The sequence below is a fragment of the Rouxiella sp. T17 genome (assembly GCF_036663475.1).
In the GTDB taxonomy this organism is placed as follows: Bacteria; Pseudomonadota; Gammaproteobacteria; order Enterobacterales; family Enterobacteriaceae; genus Rouxiella.
Genome location: NZ_JAWUEA010000033.1, coordinates 23,131 through 40,460, shown reverse-complemented (window position 1 = coordinate 40,460; position 17,330 = coordinate 23,131). Strand labels below are relative to the sequence as shown.

Here is a 17,330-nt window from a genome sequence, read left to right as displayed (position 1 = left end):
TGAGAGTTAAAAAATGAGCGAAAAGTACGTTGTAACCTGGGACATGCTGCAAATTCACGCCCGCACAATGGCCAAGCGCCTGCTGCCGGTAGAACAATGGACCGGCATTATTGCCGTTAGCCGCGGTGGCCTTGTTCCAGCAGCGTTGCTGGCTCGTGAATTAAATATTCGCCACGTTGATACCGTGTGCATCTCAAGCTATGACCACGATAACCAGCGCGAGATGAAAATCTTGAAACGTGCTGAAGGCGATGGTGAAGGCTTTATCGTGATTGACGATCTGGTCGATACCGGCGGCACCGCGAAAGCGATTCGTGAAATGTATCCAAAAGCACATTTCATCACCATGTTCGCCAAACCGGCAGGACGTGAGCTGGTAGATGATTACGTGATTGATATTCCACAGGATACCTGGATCGAACAGCCTTGGGATATGGGATTAGCCTTTATCCCACCTATCGCCGGCAAATGATCCGCGTCATCATTCAAGTCGCAGATGCGTTGGCCGCCCTCGCGCACCCCAGTCACTTACTTGAGTAAGCTCCTGGGGACACACTCGGTTGCCGCCTTCCTGCAACTCGAATGATATTGCGGATAAGATCGGTGTAAAGATTCTGCTTATCAATCCGTTCAAAATATTTAAACGCTCGCTTCTGCGGGCGTTTTTGATTTATGTCGTGATCCGCGGTGGTGAGACTTTGTTATAATCCTTAGCACAAGAGGGAGCGCCTGCGCTTTCGTGGCCGCCGAAGAGGATGTTAACTGTTATGGCACCCGCAAACCTTTCTGAAACGCTGTTTAAACCCCGCTTCAAATATCCCGAAACGTCTACGCTGGTCGCGCGTCGCGAGGCTTCGGCTGAAGTCCATTCCGCGCTGGAAGGCGATTCTGCGCCCTGCTGGTATCGGGTGATTAATCGCCTGATGTGGCTGTGGCGCGGCATCGATCCCCTTGAAGTGGAAGAGGTGTTATCGCGCATCGCCGTCTCTACCGCCGAACGCACCGATCCGCAAAAGCTTGATACAGTAGTGGGTTATCGAGGCGGAAACTGGATTTATGAGTGGTCAAATCAGGCGATGATCTGGCAGCAAAAGGCGCAGGATCAACAGGATAACGACAAGGCGAGCGAATACTGGCTGCGGGCCGCGAACCTCTATAGCGTGGCGGGCTATCCGCACATTAAAGGCGATGCACTGGCCGAACAGGCCGAAGTATTGGCCAATAAAGCGTTTGAGAAATCCTCCGAAGGCTCGCCTTACAAACTCAAAGAGTTCACGCTGCCGATTGAAGGCAGCAAGCCGATCATTGGATTCGTTCATCTGCCAAACGAGGGCAGCGCGCCGTTTCCGGCGGTGCTGGTGTGCGGCGGTTTAGATACCTTGCAAAGCGATTATCATCGGCTGTTTCGCAGTTACCTTGCGCCCCTTGGCATCGCGATGATAACCATCGACATGCCGTCGGTCGGATTTTCGGCGCATACAAAATTGACTCAGGATACCAGCGTGCTGCATCAGCAGGTGTTAACGCAGCTGGACAAAATTCCGTGGGTCAATTCAACGCGTATTGGCGTTTTTGGCACCCGTTTTGGGGGCAATGTCGCCGTGCGTCTGGCGTATCTCGAACCGCGTCGAATTCGCGCCGTCGCCTGTCTCGGTCCTGTTGTCCATCAATTACTTACTGATACCGAATGCCAAAAACGTGTGCCTTCGATGTACATGGACGTGCTGGCTAGTCGCATCGGCATGCCTTACGCCTCCAACGCCGCGTTAAGGGTTGAACTTAATAGGTATTCTCTGAAAATGCAGGGGCTGGTCGGGCGCAGGACCGCCGTGCCGCTGCTCTCCTGTTATTGGGAAAACGATCCTTTTAGTCCCAAAGAAGAATCGAGGCTGATTGCGGGCTCAAGCCAGGACGGCAAAGTCATCGCCATTCCCTCTTTGCCGCTCTACGGCAGTTATGACAAGGCGCTGAAGGACATTTGCCACTGGCTGAAATTAAAATTGTCCTAACGAAATAGTTTGCTAATTCTTAACGGTTTGCTAAAAAGGATGTCTACATAAGGAGATTGTAAATGACGTTACCTAGTGGTCATCCTAAAAGCAGACTGATGAAACGTTTCGGCACGCTCGGACCTTATATCCGTGAAGCGAAATGTGAAAACGAACGTTTTTTCTTCGACTGTTTGGCTTTTTGCGTCAACGTGAAGCCAGCGCCGGAAAAACGCGAGTTTTATGGCTGGTGGCTTGAACTGGAAGCGCACAGCGACAGATTTACTTATGTCTATGAGTACGGCCTGTTCGACAAAGAAGGCGATTGGAAAGCACAGACAATCAAAAATGCCGAAGCCGTGGACAGAGTTGAAACCACGCTGCAGACCTTTTTCAAAAATCTGCACGCCATGATTGTTGAAATGGAACTTAAATTAGAACCCGCAGCAGAATTAGCGCACGACCCCATCAAGCTCCCCGCATAAGAAAAGTCAGTTTCGTTCTATCCGGTTTGTATGTCATTATTTAGCGTTATGTCAGTAGGCATAACGCGCCCAAGCTGCTTTAACGTCGCCTGGCAATATCGTAAGGCGACAGTTTATAAAACAGTGCGCAGCAGATGGCAGCGACCTTCGATTTTATCCTCAAGACAAACGGCAGAAAGATTATGAGTGGCAGCCAAACGCTGGTTGTAAAACTGGGCACTAGCGTGCTCACAGGGGGCTCGCGCCGCCTTAACCGTGCCCACATTGTTGAACTGGTGCGCCAGTGCGCTCAGCAACACGCGGCAGGGCATCGTATTGTTATCGTCACTTCTGGCGCTATCGCCGCCGGACGCGAACATCTTGGCTACCCCGAACTCCCCGCCACCATCGCCTCCAAGCAGCTGTTGGCGGCGGTAGGGCAAAGCCGTTTGATCCAGCTTTGGGAACAGCTGTTTTCCATTTATGGCATCCACATTGGTCAGATGTTGCTAACGCGTGCCGACCTTGAAGATCGCGAACGTTTTCTGAATGCTCGCGACACCATGAACGCGCTGCTCGACAACCACATTGTGCCGGTGATTAACGAAAATGACGCCGTAGCAACAGCTGAAATCAAAGTGGGCGATAACGACAATCTTTCTGCGCTGGCAGCGATTTTGGCCGGTGCCGATAAACTGCTGCTGCTCACCGATCAGCCCGGTTTGTTTACCGCCGATCCCCGCACTAATCCTGAAGCTGAATTGATTCGTGAAGTGACCGGTATCGACGACGCGCTACGCGGCATTGCCGGTGACAGCGTTTCTGGCTTGGGAACGGGCGGCATGGCAACCAAATTGCAGGCGGCCGATATCGCCTGTCGCGCGGGCATCGACACCATTATTGCCGCCGGAAGCTTGCCGGGCGTGGTGGGCGACGTTATTGCCGGTAACTCCGTCGGCACCCGTTTCCACGCGATGGAAACCCCGCTTGAGAACCGCAAACGCTGGATCTTTGGCGCGCCGCCAGCCGGAGAAATCACCGTCGACGATGGCGCAGTGTCGGCCATGCTGGAACGAGGCAGCTCGCTGTTGCCAAAAGGTATCCGCGACGTGAAAGGTGACTTCTCGCGCGGCGAAGTGATCCGCATTCGCAACCTTAACGGACGCGATTTGGCTCACGGCGTCAGCCGTTATAACAGCGATGCCATGCGCATGATTGCCGGTCACCATTCGCAAAAAATCAGCGATATTCTCGGCTACGAATACGGTCCGGTCGCCGTTCACCGCGACGATATGATTGTAAGTTAAGGAGTTATTATGCTGGAGCAAATGGGTAAGGCCGCCAAACAGGCGTCCTACCAGCTTTCTACATTAAACACGGCGCAGAAAAATAACGCGCTGATGCTGATTGCCGACATGCTTGAGGCGAACAGCCAGAGCATTATTCAGGCCAACGAGCTCGACATGGCCGCCGCGCGCGAGAGTGGCATGAAAGCCTCGCTGCTCGACCGCCTGTTGCTGACGCCAGAACGACTGAGCGCTATCGCCAACGACGTGCGCGACGTGTGTCGCCTGAACGACCCGGTCGGTCAGGTTATCGACGGCGCACAGATGGATTCCGGCCTGAAACTGCAACGCCGCCGCGTGCCGCTGGGCGTGGTTGGGGTGATTTATGAAGCGCGCCCTAACGTGACCATTGATGTCGCCAGCCTGTGTCTGAAAACCGGCAATGCGGCTATTTTGCGCGGCGGAAAAGAGACCCATCATACCAATCTCGCGACCGTAAACGTGATTCAGAAAGCGTTGGAAGAGAGCGGGTTGCCGCCCGCTGCCGTGCAGGCGATTCAAAGCCCCGATCGCGCGCTGGTGGCCGAAATGCTGCGTCTCGACAAGTATATCGACATGCTGATCCCTCGCGGTGGCGCGGCGCTGCACAAGCTGTGTCGCGAACAGTCGACCATTCCGGTAATCACCGGCGGTATTGGCGTCTGCCATACTTTCGTTGATGAAAGCGTCGATTTCGACAAGGCGTTGACCGTAATCGAAAGCGCTAAGGTACAGCGCCCGAGTGCCTGTAATAGTCTGGAGACCTTATTAGTGCATGAGGCAATCGCCAGCCGCTTCCTACCTGCGCTTTCTGAAAAGATGCATCTTGCCGGCGTCACTTTGCATGCCAGCAGCAGCGCGTTGCCTTATCTGCAAAATGGTCCTGCGACCGTGGTTGAAGTAAACGAAGAAGATTATCAGGACGAATGGTTATCTTTGGACTTGAACGTTACCGTGGTCGCGGATTTGGACGCTGCCGTGGCGCACATCCGCCAATACGGTACCGAACATTCCGATGCGATTCTGACGCGTTCTATTAGCAGCGCCGAACGCTTTGTGAATGAGGTCGATTCCTCGGCGGTTTATGTGAATGCCAGCACCCGTTTTACCGATGGCGGACAGTTTGGTCTTGGCGCTGAAGTTGCTGTCAGCACGCAAAAGCTTCACGCACGCGGCCCAATGGGATTGGAAGCGCTGACTACCTATAAGTGGATTGGTTACGGAGACGATTTAGTTCGCCCATAGATTCACGTCAAAATTTTACAAAATATAAAGCCGGAGAGTCGTATTACGCGATGCCGGCTTTTTTTATGGAAAACAGGTTCCGGTTAAGCAGTAAAAAGCGTTTTGTTAGAGCAATAATTATCATTGTAAATAATATTATTCATCAATTTTGGCGCCTGCATATTGTTTAATTCTTCGCAAGATTAATTCAATGCAGCTTTCAAATTTAATATTTTTATATTTCCAATTATTGTTAATAACTCACGTGAGAAAAGTAAAAAATGAGTGATATGTTAATTTTTACTCCTGCTAATTTTCCATTGCATTTACCGTTAGCTTTACCTTGTAATAGATTTATATTTTCGAATGAAAGCGCTCATAATGATCTATCTATCAACAATGTCGTAAACGTGGTGCAAACGAATATCATGCCGGCTTCTGGAATAGAGGCGTTTAAGAAAACTAAGGCAAAGTTAAAAAAGATTTCCGCCGATCACTGCCTGAAAAAAGTCACTCTGACCAAAACGGAAAATGAGAGCAATACGAATTATGCCAGGCGAATAAAAGCCGAACATCCCAGCCTGACGACCCGACAGTGCGCAAAGTTTGTCGGGGTCAGCACCAGTACATTACGAAATATTCCCCAATTTATGGTGATGTCAGCCGAGGCTAAAAAAGTCGCGTTAGCCATGCCACGCAATCTTCACGAGAATCCTATTGATTATGTTAAGCGCGTACATAAAGAAAACCCGTCTCTAAATTATAAGGAGCTGAGCTGTATATCTTTGATAGACAGGCCCGTTTTGATGCGCATGAAAATACTCAAAACGTTAATGCCAGCGTCTATAAAAGCGCAAGAAGAAACGCCAAGAATACAAGGGGAAAATAATTTAAATTATGCAAAACGTCTGAGAGTTGAACAACCACATCTTGCCGTCGATGATTATTGCGCTATTTCGGGGGCTGACAAGTATTATTTAATGAAAATAATGATGTTTAAAACTATATCGCCCAATGCTATAAAAATAGGGCAAAAAATAAAGCGTCTTTGTGATGAAACTAATAGTCAGTATGCAAGAAGGCTTACGATCAATCATCCAGAAATATCCGCTTTAGACTGTTGGGCACTAAGTGGTTCATATAATAATAAATGGGGTGATTTCATCACTATATTCAATACCCATCTGCTTAGACAAAGAGAGAAGATAAATGAGGCTCGCCCAACCTCGCCAACGTTTGATCAACAATTAAGTGATGCCATGATTCGAGAGATATATCGCGATGACTGGTCAATCGACGATCTCTTTTCTACTGGCAAATAATCTCGATTTGAATAGAGCAAACAGGCACAGTCAGCGTTGTTTCAAGTGATCAAACACCCTTGAAATATGCCGGACTATGCCCGTTTGTGAAAGCATGCCGGCTTATTTAAATCACTCTACAGCAATCGGCTTTTCATCAACTTTTGCGGGTTCATTACCCTGGATATCTTTAACTCGCTGCTCGACTTTTTGCACCGCAGCGGCATCTTTCAACAGTGAATAGGTCAGCGTAAATTCCGTGCTCTGACCGGGTTGTAGCTGTTTCACGCGACCCTGTTCTTTCTCGACAGTAACCGGATAAGCATAGTTAGTGCCCGGTTCAATGCCAGTAACATAACCCTGTTTTAAGGTATCGGTATTTTTCCACATGGTTAATAGCGGCAGCTGATGGGTATCAAATTCAATGGAGGCACCTTTATCGCCTTTGCTATTAATGACCGCCGCCACCGTTTTACCCCTGCTATCGGCTTTAGGTTTCAGATTAAATACCATTTCGTCGAAGTCTTTGGTTGGCGCGCCATAAGTCGCCCAATGATCCAGACCTTTTTTGGCATAATCGTTGAAAGGTGAAACAGATTCGAGCGGGGCAATAAAGCGCGCATTTTCTTCTAAAATTGGCGTGCCAAAATTGCTGTGGTAAATAATTTGGTAATCGTGCGGATAATCAGCCTGATTGGTCAGCACGTCGTGAATGGTGAAGGAATCACTGCCCGGAACGTAACGAAGTTCGGTCCACGTTTCCAAATTAGCTTTCTTGAAGGTATGTTCTTTCAGCAAACCGCGAATACGAATTTCATAAGGCGCTTTTTCATCGACCGTAATTTCAACTTTCGAAGCCGGCGTATTACCCGCTTTGCCATGCAGAGTGTAAATAACGCCGTCTTTGGTTACCGGATGGCCTGTCCATTCGAATCCACAGCGCACCATCATTTCGTTGAAACCATCCAGCCAGCCTAGTCCATTACGGCTTTCTAAATTGATATAGGCAGGGTTAACCACTTCATTAACCGGCGAATCCCAGCCTAGTCGCACGCCGTGACCCGTCACCCGCAACAAGTCCATACCGCGCGTAGGGCTGAGCATAATAGTCAGACCATTTTTGCTGGTCAAAGTAATGACTTTCGACCCTTCCTGCTTGCCACCGTGCAGCACCTTTTGCTCGATGCTGAAGGCGTCGCTGGAAGGTTTCAGCTGTGAACTGTTTACCTGCCAATTTCCCAGCTCGGTATTGTTGTCGACGTCCGTCAGCACCCACGTTTTTGCTGCGGCATGACCACTGAGCAACGCCAGAATAACCCCTGCCAAAATCTGTTTTTTCATCACACGTCCCTTTTTGCTGAATTGATTTAGCTTTAACCACGTGCAGCCTACAAATTTAAACAATTTAAAAATGTGAGGAGGATCACTGGGAGGGGAATTAGGTTAATACAGTGTTTAAAACGTGGGAGGGATCACAGTTAGTCCTACACCTTCAAGCTGATTGAGACTCTCAATTTAACTATTAGCCGTGTTACTCGAAAAAATAATTGAATGAATTAACAGGGTATTTTTGAGAAAGATTAAAAACACTTATTAGCCATTATTAAACCCAAATGGAAAGGTTTTAAATAAATAAATTGTGATTTTTTAAGTTATTAAATGACCTGCTTTAGTGGTTTTTTAGTAAGTACTGTGGGGGTTTTTGGTTGCGGGGGGTAGCAAAGAGACGGTGTTTTTATTTTCTAAATAATAGTTAAGGATTTGGACCGGTATTAGGAAAGGTTTTGGCATTTTATTATATCGTTTTGGTTGTATTCAAAGGATTTAATATGCAAGTTGTAAATGATTAAAAAATTACACGTGGATAATAATATTTTATTCTGCAATGATGCTTTCAGTTGAAAGGAATGATATTTGCATTTTCCTTTTAATGTGCTAACAAACGTATACTATCAATGAGGGAATAATGATTATTTTAGAATTTTTGACCAAAGACGAAAATGAAATAGTATTGGCAAAGCGTTATTGGTCTAGAGATGAAAAGGGTAAGTTTAGAGAAAGGGTTGATAAGATTCTTCCTTATAAAAATATGATTACGGTTCATCAATTCCTCCCTTTTTTATCAAAGCTTGCCCGTGCTTATGATCCGAATCAAACTTGTCCAAGATGTGGCGGTGCTTTCCCCGTACATTGTCGCACCGCTACCTCGGCTTACCCATGTATTTCAATTATTAAATGTATATCATGTATACAAAACCTTTCAGAAAAGCATAAAAAGGATGAAGTAAGAGCAAAAGCACAGATAGCTAATAAGGATAAAGTGAATCGCGCAGCTTCAATTAACTACAACTTACTGCCTGATGATGCTGCAATTATTCTTTTGTCGATCATGCGTGCGATCAATGATGAAAAGTTGTATAAAAACTTCAGGATAGACGATTGCCATACGGTGGTTAATTATTCTCAGGCAAAATTCATTGCTATTCTTATAGAACATCAAGCCGTCATTGAAGAGTCATCAAAATCCAAATTAAAACCGCTATATCTCAATGATGGCGAGTTTCTACACTACTCACATAATGTTGTTTACTCACTGGTACCACACAGCGGTTCAAAATTTCCTGAAGATCCCTTTTTTTTATTAGAGAACAGGGTTTATAAAAACAGTAGTCTTATTAAAGATCTTTGGGTCGAATATGCACTATCTGAATGCATGTACTTTCTAGTAAATAAATGCAATGCACTAAAATTAACTTGGCCTACTGATATTTCGGATATTTTATTCAATGCCTTACATTTAGCTATTCATAAATACAGTATTTCTCAAGTGTGGACACTGATTGAGCAAGCTGTTCATGATACTTTAAGTATGCTTGAAAAAGATGATGCACATATTGATAAAGAAACATTACTTCCTAAAATAATACAGAGTTATTTAAGGCAGGCAGTGGATGAGAAGAGAGTTGTTAATAATTCAGCTCGCCCAAAAAATCATCCTCTTGAAACGTTAGGCGAAGTTTTTTATGAAAAATTTTCTCTAGATGAAAATACAGCAGGAATTAATTTTTCAAATATTATAGAAGAGAAAATAAGCGGTCATATAACAGCCCACGATTTTCAGGATGCAGGTATTTTAACAAAAAAGCTTTTTTGTTCGATGGTAATGAATGGCAATGGACCAGAAATTTTACACTCATTTGCTAAAAATATAGAGAAAGGGATAGGGTTTGAAAAAGCGTTGTGTAGAGTGATTAGTGATTATTCTGTAGAAAAATATTTCTGTGAAAAAAATACTCAACTCGGAATGTTTGAATAAGGGAATAAGCTATAAATTGTTATTAAATAAAATGAGGTGAGTTAATAGATTTGCCGTTAAAATCCTCCTGTGATTATTTTAACGGCAGTCTTGCTACTCTTATTTATGCTCCTTCACGAGCATATTTGGCTGCTTGCTGGAATAACGCCTCATCTGGTCTTACGCCGGTATAAAGAACAAACTGCTCTACGGCTTGAATAGCGAATACTTCCGAACCGGTAATCACCGTCTTATTTTGGTTCTTGGCATACTTCACCAGAGGCGTATCAGCAGGGAGCGCAACGACTTCAAATACAACCTGTGCTTTATCAATCTGTTGCTCAGAGAAGGAGAGTGAATCGGCTTCCGTTCCACCGGCCATTCCGATGGGCGTCGCGTTGATGAGCACATCAGCCTGAATATCGTCCATCTCCTGACGCCATTCAAAACCGTAAAGCCCAGCAAGCTCCGGCCCGGTTTTTTCATTCTTGGCGATGATATAGCCTTTATTAAACCCAGCATCTTTTAACGCACAGGCAACCGCTTTCGCCATTCCACCACTGCCACGAAGTGCAAATGTTAAATTGGGATCTACTTGATATTGCTTCAGCAAGGTCGCAATAGCGATATAGTCGGTATTATAAGCTTTGAGATAGCCATCGCTATTTACGATAGTATTTACTGAATTGATAGCCTTTGCAGAAGCGTCCAACTCATCAAGCATTGGAATACATTCTTCCTTGAAAGGCATTGAAATTGCGCAGCCACGAATACCCAAAGCGCGTGCGCCTCCAATAGCTCCGGCCAAGTCTTTTGTGGTAAAAGCTTTGTAGAGATAGTCGAGATCCAATGCATCATAAAGATAGTTATGAAAACGGGTACCAAAGTTACTCGGTCGCGCTGCCAGTGACATGCAAACCGTGGTGTTTTTGTTCAAGTATTTAGTCATAACAATAATCCTATCCTTGATCTGTCCGTGATGTACCACGCCCTGCAATCACTCATCTATGACTCATGCCTGTGAATGATCGCGGAGGCTGTGATGATAAAGATAATCAACTTTAGCAATTAATGAACAAGGAGTCATGATGCATGAAGAGCAGGAATATCAATCGTCGAAAGTAATGGAGCGCGAGTTTCACTGGTGCAGCATTGCGCAAGTAAAGGATCAGCAGGGTAGCGCTGAGGCAGAGTTGCGTTTTCCTTATTGGAGTTTTACTAAAACCGTTATTGCGATTTGCGCCCTTACACTTGCTGAAAGGGGCGTAATTCAGCTAGATAGTCTTATTGACGGCCAACCTTATACCTTACGGCAGCTGCTTCGCCACACGTCAGGTTTGGCGGACTATGGTCAAATTATTGATTACCATCGTGATGTTGCGAGCAACTCTCTGCCTTGGCCTCGCGATAAACTACTCGCAGCCGTATTGGCGCAAGGGCAATTATTCTCGCCCGGACAGGGTTGGTCATACTCCAACACGGGTTATATGCTGGCACGGGAGCATATTGAAAAAGCTTCTGGAAAAGACTTTGCCTCCCTGGTAAATGAAATAATCGTTTTGCCGTTAGGATTACGTCACGTTGAATTTGCAACGCTTCCCCATCAGTTTGCGAAACTGCATTGGAAAGCGGCGGCGTTATATCATCCGGGTTGGGTCTATCACGGCTGCTTGACGGGTACACCAACGGAAGCCGCAAAAATACTGCACGCCTTATTTTCTGGAAAACTGCTTGGCGAAGAATCGTTACAGCAAATGTTAATTTGCACGCCTTTGGGTGGCGCGATTCCGGGGCGTCCGTGGCGCGAATGTGGTTACGCGCTAGGTTTGATGAGCGGAACGGTTGAAGGACTGGGCCGCGTTATTGGGCATTCTGGGGCAGGGCCTTTTTGCGTCAACGCGGTCTATCATTTTCCTGACCGCGCCGACCCCGTCACCGTTGCCTGTTTCACTGATGGCAATGACGAAGGCATAGCCGAGTTTTTCGCCACGCGGCTTGCCGAAAATTCGTTTTACAGCAATTCATAAAACTTTAAGGAAACGCCCTGCGCCGTGCGTTGTCCTGTGCAGATAAAAATAGCCTCGTTCAGCCACCGCAGTGCCTCGCTGTATACCTCAAATTTTGGCACCGCTCTGAAGTAAATTTCATCTTGCGGTATCTCGTTAAAGAAAGACATATCTTCGTCAAACAGCCTGTCTCGCCAATGCGCGGGCACTCGGCGTATGCCGTTGTTTTCAATATACACGCAGCCAAGATCGGTCTGAATCCCGTAGCGTGCTGAAAGATGACACGTGCCGTCTGGATGAATGATTTGGCTATCGATGCCGCCTGGCAACACTTTTCCTGAAATCTTACCGCTGACTTTGCCCTCCAAAATCGAAATAAGTTGGCGCTTACCTCCTTCGGCAGTGCCATTAACCATCACGGGTTTATCGACTTTTATCTCGATTGAGAAACTGTGTTTTAGCTCGGGTTGCATTATTCCTCCGAATTATGAGCGATTTATAGCTGTTTACAGGTCAGAACCGGTCTAGTTTGTACCCGCTGGCAGGGAGACGTTTCTCCTTAAAAAGATTATAAATTTCAAGGAAAAAAGAGATGAACTATAACATCGCTGAACGTTTACGTAACACACTGAGTAATATGGGGTATCCGGTCGACTCAAGCCAATTTGATGCCCACTCCACCATTGAAATTAGCTTCACGAATATTCCGAGCCTATTTTTCTCGGTCATCGACGATCGTTTGTGGTTGTGGAGTGCATTAACCTGGATGGAGAGTTCCACCTTTACCTCTTGGGGCACCGAGCTTTGGGAAGAGTTGCAGGCCGCACTGTGCTGGGTGGTGACGGGTCAGCCCGTATTAGGGTTGGGAAGTGAAGGGTACGAGCTCAAGGCACTGGTTGACGATATTTGTTTTGATGAAGAATCGCGGCTCGAGGAGTTGCTTGAAGGGTTCTATGTGTTGTGTTTGCGATTGAACGAACGTTTCAGTCAGTCGCGCTAGTAAAATGCGGAAGTCCAGCGCTATCTTGAGGGTTATCCACCGTTTAATTTGATGAGCATCACGATATCAATATTTCATTGATTAAATAAATGGCTTGTTTGTTTCATTATGTGCAAAGTATACCTCATATAAGGCGAAAAATTGATGAGGTCGACTATGTACGCGATTGCCAACGCGCCCTGTAGCTGGGGCGTAGATGATCCTAAAAATCCTTACTTGCCCCCTTTCGAGAAAGTATTGCTGGAGGCCGGGCAGGCAGGATATTCGAGTTTGGAGCTCGGCCCGTGGGGCTTTTTACCGAAGGATCCGGCTACGCTTTCACGTGCTTTAGATGAGCATGCGCTGTCTTTGGTCGCCGGCACGCTGTTTGACGATTTAGTTTCAGAAGCCAACTTTCCAAAAATGGTCGAATTGACCCATAAAGTTTGCCAGTCATTACGCAATACGCGCATTGCCAAAAATCTCGGTAAATTTGCGCCTCCTTATTTAGTCATTATCGATTTTGGCAATCCCGATCGCGCGAAATATGCCGGCCAGCCTGAAAAAGCACCAAGGTTAAACGAGCAGGATTGGCAGCGTTTAGTGAACCATATTCGCGAAATTTCACGCATCGCGATGCACGAATATCAGGTTCGCCCGGTCATTCATCCGCATGCCGGTGGCTGTATCGAGTTTGGTGATGAAATAGAACGTATTGCAGAAGAAATTCCTTACGCCGAGGCGGGCCTGTGTCTTGATACGGGCCACCTTTATTACGCTAGCCTGTCGCCTGAAAAATGGATTGAACGCTATATCGATCGTCTGGATTATCTGCATTTTAAAGACGTCAATAAATCGGTATTTCAACAGGTTATCGCGCAGCAGACTGATTTTTTCAATGCCTGTGCGCAGGGCGTAATGTGTCCGCTGGGGCAGGGTGATATTGACTACGCCGCAGTGAAGGCCGTGCTCGACAGTTATAAGTGGCAGGGTTGGATAACCATTGAGCAGGAACGCGATCCGCGTAATGTCGCCGGCAGTCTGGCAGATGTTACCGCAAGTTTATCTTATTTAAAGCACATGGGTTTTTAGGGAGAAATCATGAAAACAGCATTCCACGGTGTATCCGTTTGGTACAGCAATGCGGTAACACAGCTTAGAATCGCTTCAGAAGCCGGTTTCGATGCGCTGGAAATCTTGCCGGAACATTTGTTCCGTTATATTGATAACGGCGGTTCACTTGAGAAATTTTTGGCATTAATGGAGCAGCACGGCATCGAAATCAGCTGCATTAACGCCTTGAAGCGTATTGGCCGTCATCAGCCAGAAGAGCGCGCTGAAATGCTTAAGGAAGCGCATAAAATTTGCCACGCGGCGCAGTTCCTCAAGTGTCCGGTAGTGCAAATCATGGCGTTGAACGAGCTGGATCATTTAAGCGAAGACGCGCGCAACGAAATTCTAATCAGCAACATCGGGGATATCGCCGATATTGCCAAACAGTATGGCATCAAGCTGCAAATCGAAGTCGTTGCCTTTACTCGTTTCAATAGCCTGAGTCAGGGACTGGACGTTATCAAACGCGTCGGCCGCGACAACGTGGGTCTGGTCATCGACTTCTGGCATCTGCATGCTGGCGGTAATACTCAGCCTGACGAAGTGGCGCGCATGGACGTCAATCTTATTTACGGCATTCATTTCTGCGATGGCCGTGCGGTGCGTCCGGGTGAAGAGTGGGACGAATGGGTACAGCGCGATTACCAGCCTGGAGAAGGGGACGTAGACATCGCCGCCTGGATTGAAGCCGTTCGCGCCACCGGTTATGACGGCGTGTGGTGCCCTGAGCAGCTTAGCCCAACGCATTGGGAAGATGACCTGTTCCAGATTGGTAAAGACAATTATGACAGTCTGATCGAATGGACAAGCCGCTAAAGATTAGCTGAAACAGGTTAGCGCTTGCATTGATAAGTGGCGAATAGAGCAGGGATAGATGAGCCAGTGAACAAGGACGTTCTCAAAATGGGATCCGGCTCGGGGTCTACGAATGAAATATTTTGTTCATTTTGTTAGACTGAAACATTCAACTCGATGTTTTTAAAAGGGCGAATTCCCGTGTCAAAACATACAACTCAATTGTCTATTTTACAGGAAGACATTCGTACCCGTTATGACAGCTTGAGTAAGCGTCTGAAACAGGTGGCACGCTATATTCTTGATAATAGCAATAGCGTGGCGTTTGATACGGTGGCGTCTATCGCGCAACGTGCGGATGTTCCTCCTTCGACGCTGATTCGTTTTGCCAGCGCCTTCGGTTTCAGCGGTTTCAACGAAATGAAACAGGTATTCCGTCAGCAGCTAATGGAAGAGACGGTCAGTTATACGGAACGCGCGCGCTTATTTAGAAAATCCTCTTCTGATGAGGGGATCACTACGCCTGAAAAACCGAATGAAGTTCTGAACATGTTTTCGATGGTCAATGCGCAGGCTCTTCAGCAATTACCTTCGCAGATAACCGCCGATCAGCTCGACGAAGCCATTGCCATGCTTTCCAAGGCAAACAACATCTACATTATTGGCCTGCGCCGTTCGTTTAGCGTTGCCAGCTATCTGACTTACGCGTTACGTCACTTAGAGCGCCGTGCGTTTCTGATTGATGGTCTCGGCGGAATGTTTTCCGAGCAGTTAAGCATGGTCAGCCCTAACGACGTAATCATCGCGATTAGCTATTCTCCTTATGCCAGCGAAGCGATGGAGCTGGTGCAACTCGGCGCTCGACGAGGTGCGAAACAGATTGTGATTACCGACAGTCAGGTCAGCCCGCTGGCGGCGTTTAGCGATGTCTGTTTTGTGGTGCGAGAAGCCCAGCTCGACGGATTCCGATCTCAGGTGGCATCAATGTGTTTGGCGCAAACCATAGCAGTGTCGCTTGCGCTGAATAGCGCAAACTGATTTTTAGATTTGGAATCTAAAGGCAATTTTTTAAGTTCTAAATCTCTAAAATCAAAGTTTTTAAGGTCAACTGCATGCGCTTCGCTTACTGCGCGGCGGCGCAGACCGCCCAAAGAGGCACAATCGGGTTTAGATTTGAAAATCTAACAGCAAACTTTTAAGTCAAAGTTCAACTTCAAGTTCAACTGCATGCGCTTCGCTTACTGCGCGGCGGCGCAGACCGCCACAAGGGTCGCAGTCGCTCGCCCCTTGTGAATCCCAAGCTTTTTTTCCACAGCTGCAACTTGAGGACTAAAAAGGGAGATCGTTTCAGACACACTGGTGAGTGGCGTTGGTCGTGCCGCTCTGCGGTCCCTTCACTCCGGTCGGGAGCCAAAAACGTCTCCCTCCACTCCGCTCAGCACTGCCCTGATCCCGCCAATTACAGCCTAAACAGAAAAAACGGATACTCTCGGGAGGTCAAGAACCGACTCCTCAAGCAATTACAGCATTTACGATAAGGGCGGATACTTTTAAGCGGTCAAGGACCGATCTTTTAACCTAAAAATTATTGTTTGAGGGATCGGCTTTTGACCGCTTAAGAGTTATCGGTTTTTCTTTTGAGGCCGTAATTGGCGGCTTCAGGGCGGCGCGGAATGGAGTCGAGCAAGACGTTTTTGGCTTGCGAACGTAATGAAGGGAGTGCGAAGCACCGCGACCTACGCCACGCGCGGAGGCTGCTGGAAAGATCTACGAATGTAGTCCTCAAGTTGCAGCTGTGGAAAAAGCGCGGGATTCTCAAGGGTGTTCGCTTAGGAACATCCTTGAGGCGGTCTGCGCCGCCGCGCAGTAAGCGAAGCGCATGCAGTTGAATTTAAAGACTTTGCTTTTAAAGACTTTGAACCAAAAGACTTTGAACCAAAAGACCTTGAACCAAAAGACCTTGAACCAAAAGACCTTGAACCAAAAGACTTTGAATCAAAAGACCTTAAATCAATCCCTTGACCTAAAAAGAAAAAGCTTTTGAAAAGCGTTCGATTGCCTCGTCCCCTTCTCCCCATGCCTCCATCCCAACCACTCCCCGATATCCCGTCTCGTATAACGCCTTCGCTACGGCAGGGTAGTTGATTTCTCCTGTGCCGGGTTCTCTGCGGCCCGGAACGTCGGCGACCTGAATCTCGCCAATGTATGGCGCCGATTTGCGGATGATCTCGATAAGATTCCCTTCGCCTATTTGCGCGTGATAGAGGTCAAGATTCATCTTCAGCCAAGGGCTGTCTACCGCTGAAATCAGGGCCAACGTATCACTTGCCTTGGCGAACGGCGTGCCGGGGTGATCCACCAGCGTGTTGAGATTCTCTAATAGAAAGACTTTCTGATAACGTTTCCCGAGCTCGGCGATTTTACACAACGTTTTATAGGCTTTGATCCACATCGCACCTGTGACCTCACTCAATGGCGCGATAGGCAAGCCCTGACCGTCGAGGCCAGTGCCGTGCAGATTCAGGCAGGGGCAATTCAATCGCTGAGCGATCTCGATAGAAATTTCGGCCGTTTCCAGCAGCTTTTCAATCTGATCGTCATCAAGCAGATTCCCGCTGATGTAGCCGGTCATTGAGGTGAAACGCGCGCCGGTGGCGGCTAACGCGTCAATATCCTTTTTCGTCCAATCCCAGATTTCAACCGCAAATCCGGCTTCATGAATGCGCTTTACACGCTCGACAAAAGGCAGGTCAAGAAAGACCATTTCGGCGCAAACGGCCAGTTGAAAAGGGGAGTCGTGCTGTAGAGACATTGTCTTTTCCTCAAAAAAATTTCTTAAA

General features: G+C 47.3%; 16 protein-coding genes. 12 read left to right on the top strand and 4 right to left on the bottom strand.

Features of this window, described 5'->3' with window-relative positions:
* The first annotated feature begins 13 nt into the window (after positions 1-13).
* From gpt to SC206_RS12595, 6 genes are all read left to right on the top strand, one after another.
* Positions 14-472 (top strand): xanthine phosphoribosyltransferase, encoded by a 459-nt coding sequence (gpt, locus tag SC206_RS12620; protein ID WP_332737744.1) that lies wholly within the window; start codon positions 14-16, stop codon positions 470-472.
* A 295-nt stretch (positions 473-767) separates the two neighbouring features.
* Positions 768-2,009, top strand: coding sequence for an esterase FrsA (frsA, locus tag SC206_RS12615; RefSeq protein ID WP_332737742.1), 1,242 nt, complete (start codon positions 768-770; stop codon positions 2,007-2,009).
* A 62-nt stretch (positions 2,010-2,071) separates the two neighbouring features.
* On the top strand, positions 2,072-2,473 hold the full coding sequence (crl, locus tag SC206_RS12610; RefSeq protein WP_332737740.1) for a sigma factor-binding protein Crl: 402 nt from the start codon (positions 2,072-2,074) through the stop codon (positions 2,471-2,473).
* Positions 2,474-2,655: 182 nt separating this feature from the next.
* The gene (gene proB / locus SC206_RS12605; protein ID WP_332737738.1) at positions 2,656-3,759 is read left to right on the top strand and encodes a glutamate 5-kinase; all 1,104 of its coding nucleotides are present in this window, start codon (positions 2,656-2,658) and stop codon (positions 3,757-3,759) included.
* 9 nt (positions 3,760-3,768) lie between these two features.
* Complete coding sequence (gene proA, locus SC206_RS12600) at positions 3,769-5,022, top strand: glutamate-5-semialdehyde dehydrogenase (RefSeq protein WP_332737736.1); 1,254 nt, start codon at positions 3,769-3,771, stop codon at positions 5,020-5,022.
* A 260-nt stretch (positions 5,023-5,282) separates the two neighbouring features.
* Entirely contained in the window at positions 5,283-6,323 is a 1,041-nt protein-coding gene (locus tag SC206_RS12595; RefSeq protein ID WP_332737735.1) for a hypothetical protein, read from the top strand.
* A gap of 111 nt (positions 6,324-6,434) precedes the next feature.
* Here SC206_RS12595 and SC206_RS12590 read toward each other — a convergent pair whose 3' ends face one another.
* Entirely contained in the window at positions 6,435-7,643 is a 1,209-nt protein-coding gene (locus tag SC206_RS12590; RefSeq protein ID WP_332737733.1) for an aldose 1-epimerase family protein, read from the bottom strand.
* 625 nt (positions 7,644-8,268) lie between these two features.
* Between SC206_RS12590 and SC206_RS12585 the strand changes: the two genes are divergently transcribed.
* Positions 8,269-9,618, top strand: a complete 1,350-nt coding sequence (locus SC206_RS12585; RefSeq protein WP_332737731.1) for a hypothetical protein — start codon at positions 8,269-8,271, stop codon at positions 9,616-9,618.
* Between the two features lie 103 nt (positions 9,619-9,721).
* Here the strand turns inward: SC206_RS12585 and SC206_RS12580 are convergent, their stop codons facing one another.
* The gene (locus SC206_RS12580; protein WP_332737729.1) at positions 9,722-10,546 is read right to left on the bottom strand and encodes a shikimate 5-dehydrogenase; all 825 of its coding nucleotides are present in this window, start codon (positions 10,544-10,546) and stop codon (positions 9,722-9,724) included.
* A 136-nt stretch (positions 10,547-10,682) separates the two neighbouring features.
* Between SC206_RS12580 and SC206_RS12575 the strand changes: the two genes are divergently transcribed.
* The gene (locus SC206_RS12575; protein WP_332737727.1) at positions 10,683-11,624 is read left to right on the top strand and encodes a serine hydrolase domain-containing protein; all 942 of its coding nucleotides are present in this window, start codon (positions 10,683-10,685) and stop codon (positions 11,622-11,624) included.
* Here SC206_RS12575 and SC206_RS12570 read toward each other — a convergent pair.
* A complete protein-coding gene (locus SC206_RS12570; RefSeq protein ID WP_332737725.1) occupies positions 11,609-12,076 on the bottom strand; it encodes a DUF3237 domain-containing protein in 468 nt (155 codons plus the stop codon). The genes SC206_RS12575 and SC206_RS12570 overlap by 16 nt on opposite strands.
* A gap of 119 nt (positions 12,077-12,195) precedes the next feature.
* On the opposite strand from SC206_RS12570, the gene SC206_RS12565 reads away from it, so the two are divergent.
* The 4 genes from SC206_RS12565 (at position 12,196) to SC206_RS12550 (ending at position 15,528) form a co-directional block, all read left to right on the top strand.
* Positions 12,196-12,603: a type III secretion apparatus InvB gene (locus SC206_RS12565; RefSeq protein ID WP_332737723.1), complete on the top strand. Its 408-nt coding sequence runs from the start codon at positions 12,196-12,198 to the stop codon at positions 12,601-12,603.
* A gap of 144 nt (positions 12,604-12,747) precedes the next feature.
* Positions 12,748-13,674 carry a TIM barrel protein gene (locus SC206_RS12560; RefSeq protein ID WP_332737721.1) on the top strand — a complete coding sequence of 309 codons (927 nt, stop codon included), beginning with the start codon at positions 12,748-12,750 and terminating at the stop codon, positions 13,672-13,674.
* 9 nt (positions 13,675-13,683) lie between these two features.
* Positions 13,684-14,511, top strand: coding sequence for a sugar phosphate isomerase/epimerase family protein (locus SC206_RS12555; RefSeq protein ID WP_332737719.1), 828 nt, complete (start codon positions 13,684-13,686; stop codon positions 14,509-14,511).
* Positions 14,512-14,691: 180 nt separating this feature from the next.
* Positions 14,692-15,528 (top strand): MurR/RpiR family transcriptional regulator, encoded by an 837-nt coding sequence (locus SC206_RS12550; RefSeq protein ID WP_332737717.1) that lies wholly within the window; start codon positions 14,692-14,694, stop codon positions 15,526-15,528.
* A 985-nt stretch (positions 15,529-16,513) separates the two neighbouring features.
* On the opposite strand, the gene SC206_RS12545 is transcribed toward SC206_RS12550, so the two are convergent.
* Entirely contained in the window at positions 16,514-17,302 is a 789-nt protein-coding gene (locus SC206_RS12545) for a TIM barrel protein (protein WP_332737715.1), read from the bottom strand.
* Between the last annotated feature and the right edge of the window lie 28 nt (positions 17,303-17,330).

Bases quoted from the DNA above. Each gene is read 5' to 3' on its own strand.
- crl (WP_332737740.1), top strand. From the start codon at position 2,072: ATGACGTTACCTAGTGGTCATCCTAAAAGCAGACTGATGAAACGTTTC.
- SC206_RS12565 (WP_332737723.1), top strand. From the start codon at position 12,196: ATGAACTATAACATCGCTGAACGTTTACGTAACACACTGAGTAATATG.
- SC206_RS12585 (WP_332737731.1), top strand. From the start codon at position 8,269: ATGATTATTTTAGAATTTTTGACCAAAGACGAAAATGAAATAGTATTG.
- gpt (WP_332737744.1), top strand. From the start codon at position 14: ATGAGCGAAAAGTACGTTGTAACCTGGGACATGCTGCAAATTCACGCC.
- SC206_RS12580 (WP_332737729.1), bottom strand. From the start codon at position 10,546: ATGACTAAATACTTGAACAAAAACACCACGGTTTGCATGTCACTGGCA.
- proA (WP_332737736.1), top strand. From the start codon at position 3,769: ATGCTGGAGCAAATGGGTAAGGCCGCCAAACAGGCGTCCTACCAGCTT.
- frsA (WP_332737742.1), top strand. From the start codon at position 768: ATGGCACCCGCAAACCTTTCTGAAACGCTGTTTAAACCCCGCTTCAAA.
- SC206_RS12590 (WP_332737733.1), bottom strand. From the start codon at position 7,643: ATGAAAAAACAGATTTTGGCAGGGGTTATTCTGGCGTTGCTCAGTGGT.
- SC206_RS12555 (WP_332737719.1), top strand. From the start codon at position 13,684: ATGAAAACAGCATTCCACGGTGTATCCGTTTGGTACAGCAATGCGGTA.
- SC206_RS12570 (WP_332737725.1), bottom strand. From the start codon at position 12,076: ATGCAACCCGAGCTAAAACACAGTTTCTCAATCGAGATAAAAGTCGAT.
- SC206_RS12560 (WP_332737721.1), top strand. From the start codon at position 12,748: ATGAGGTCGACTATGTACGCGATTGCCAACGCGCCCTGTAGCTGGGGC.
- proB (WP_332737738.1), top strand. From the start codon at position 2,656: ATGAGTGGCAGCCAAACGCTGGTTGTAAAACTGGGCACTAGCGTGCTC.
- SC206_RS12575 (WP_332737727.1), top strand. From the start codon at position 10,683: ATGATGCATGAAGAGCAGGAATATCAATCGTCGAAAGTAATGGAGCGC.
- SC206_RS12545 (WP_332737715.1), bottom strand. From the start codon at position 17,302: ATGTCTCTACAGCACGACTCCCCTTTTCAACTGGCCGTTTGCGCCGAA.
- SC206_RS12595 (WP_332737735.1), top strand. From the start codon at position 5,283: ATGAGTGATATGTTAATTTTTACTCCTGCTAATTTTCCATTGCATTTA.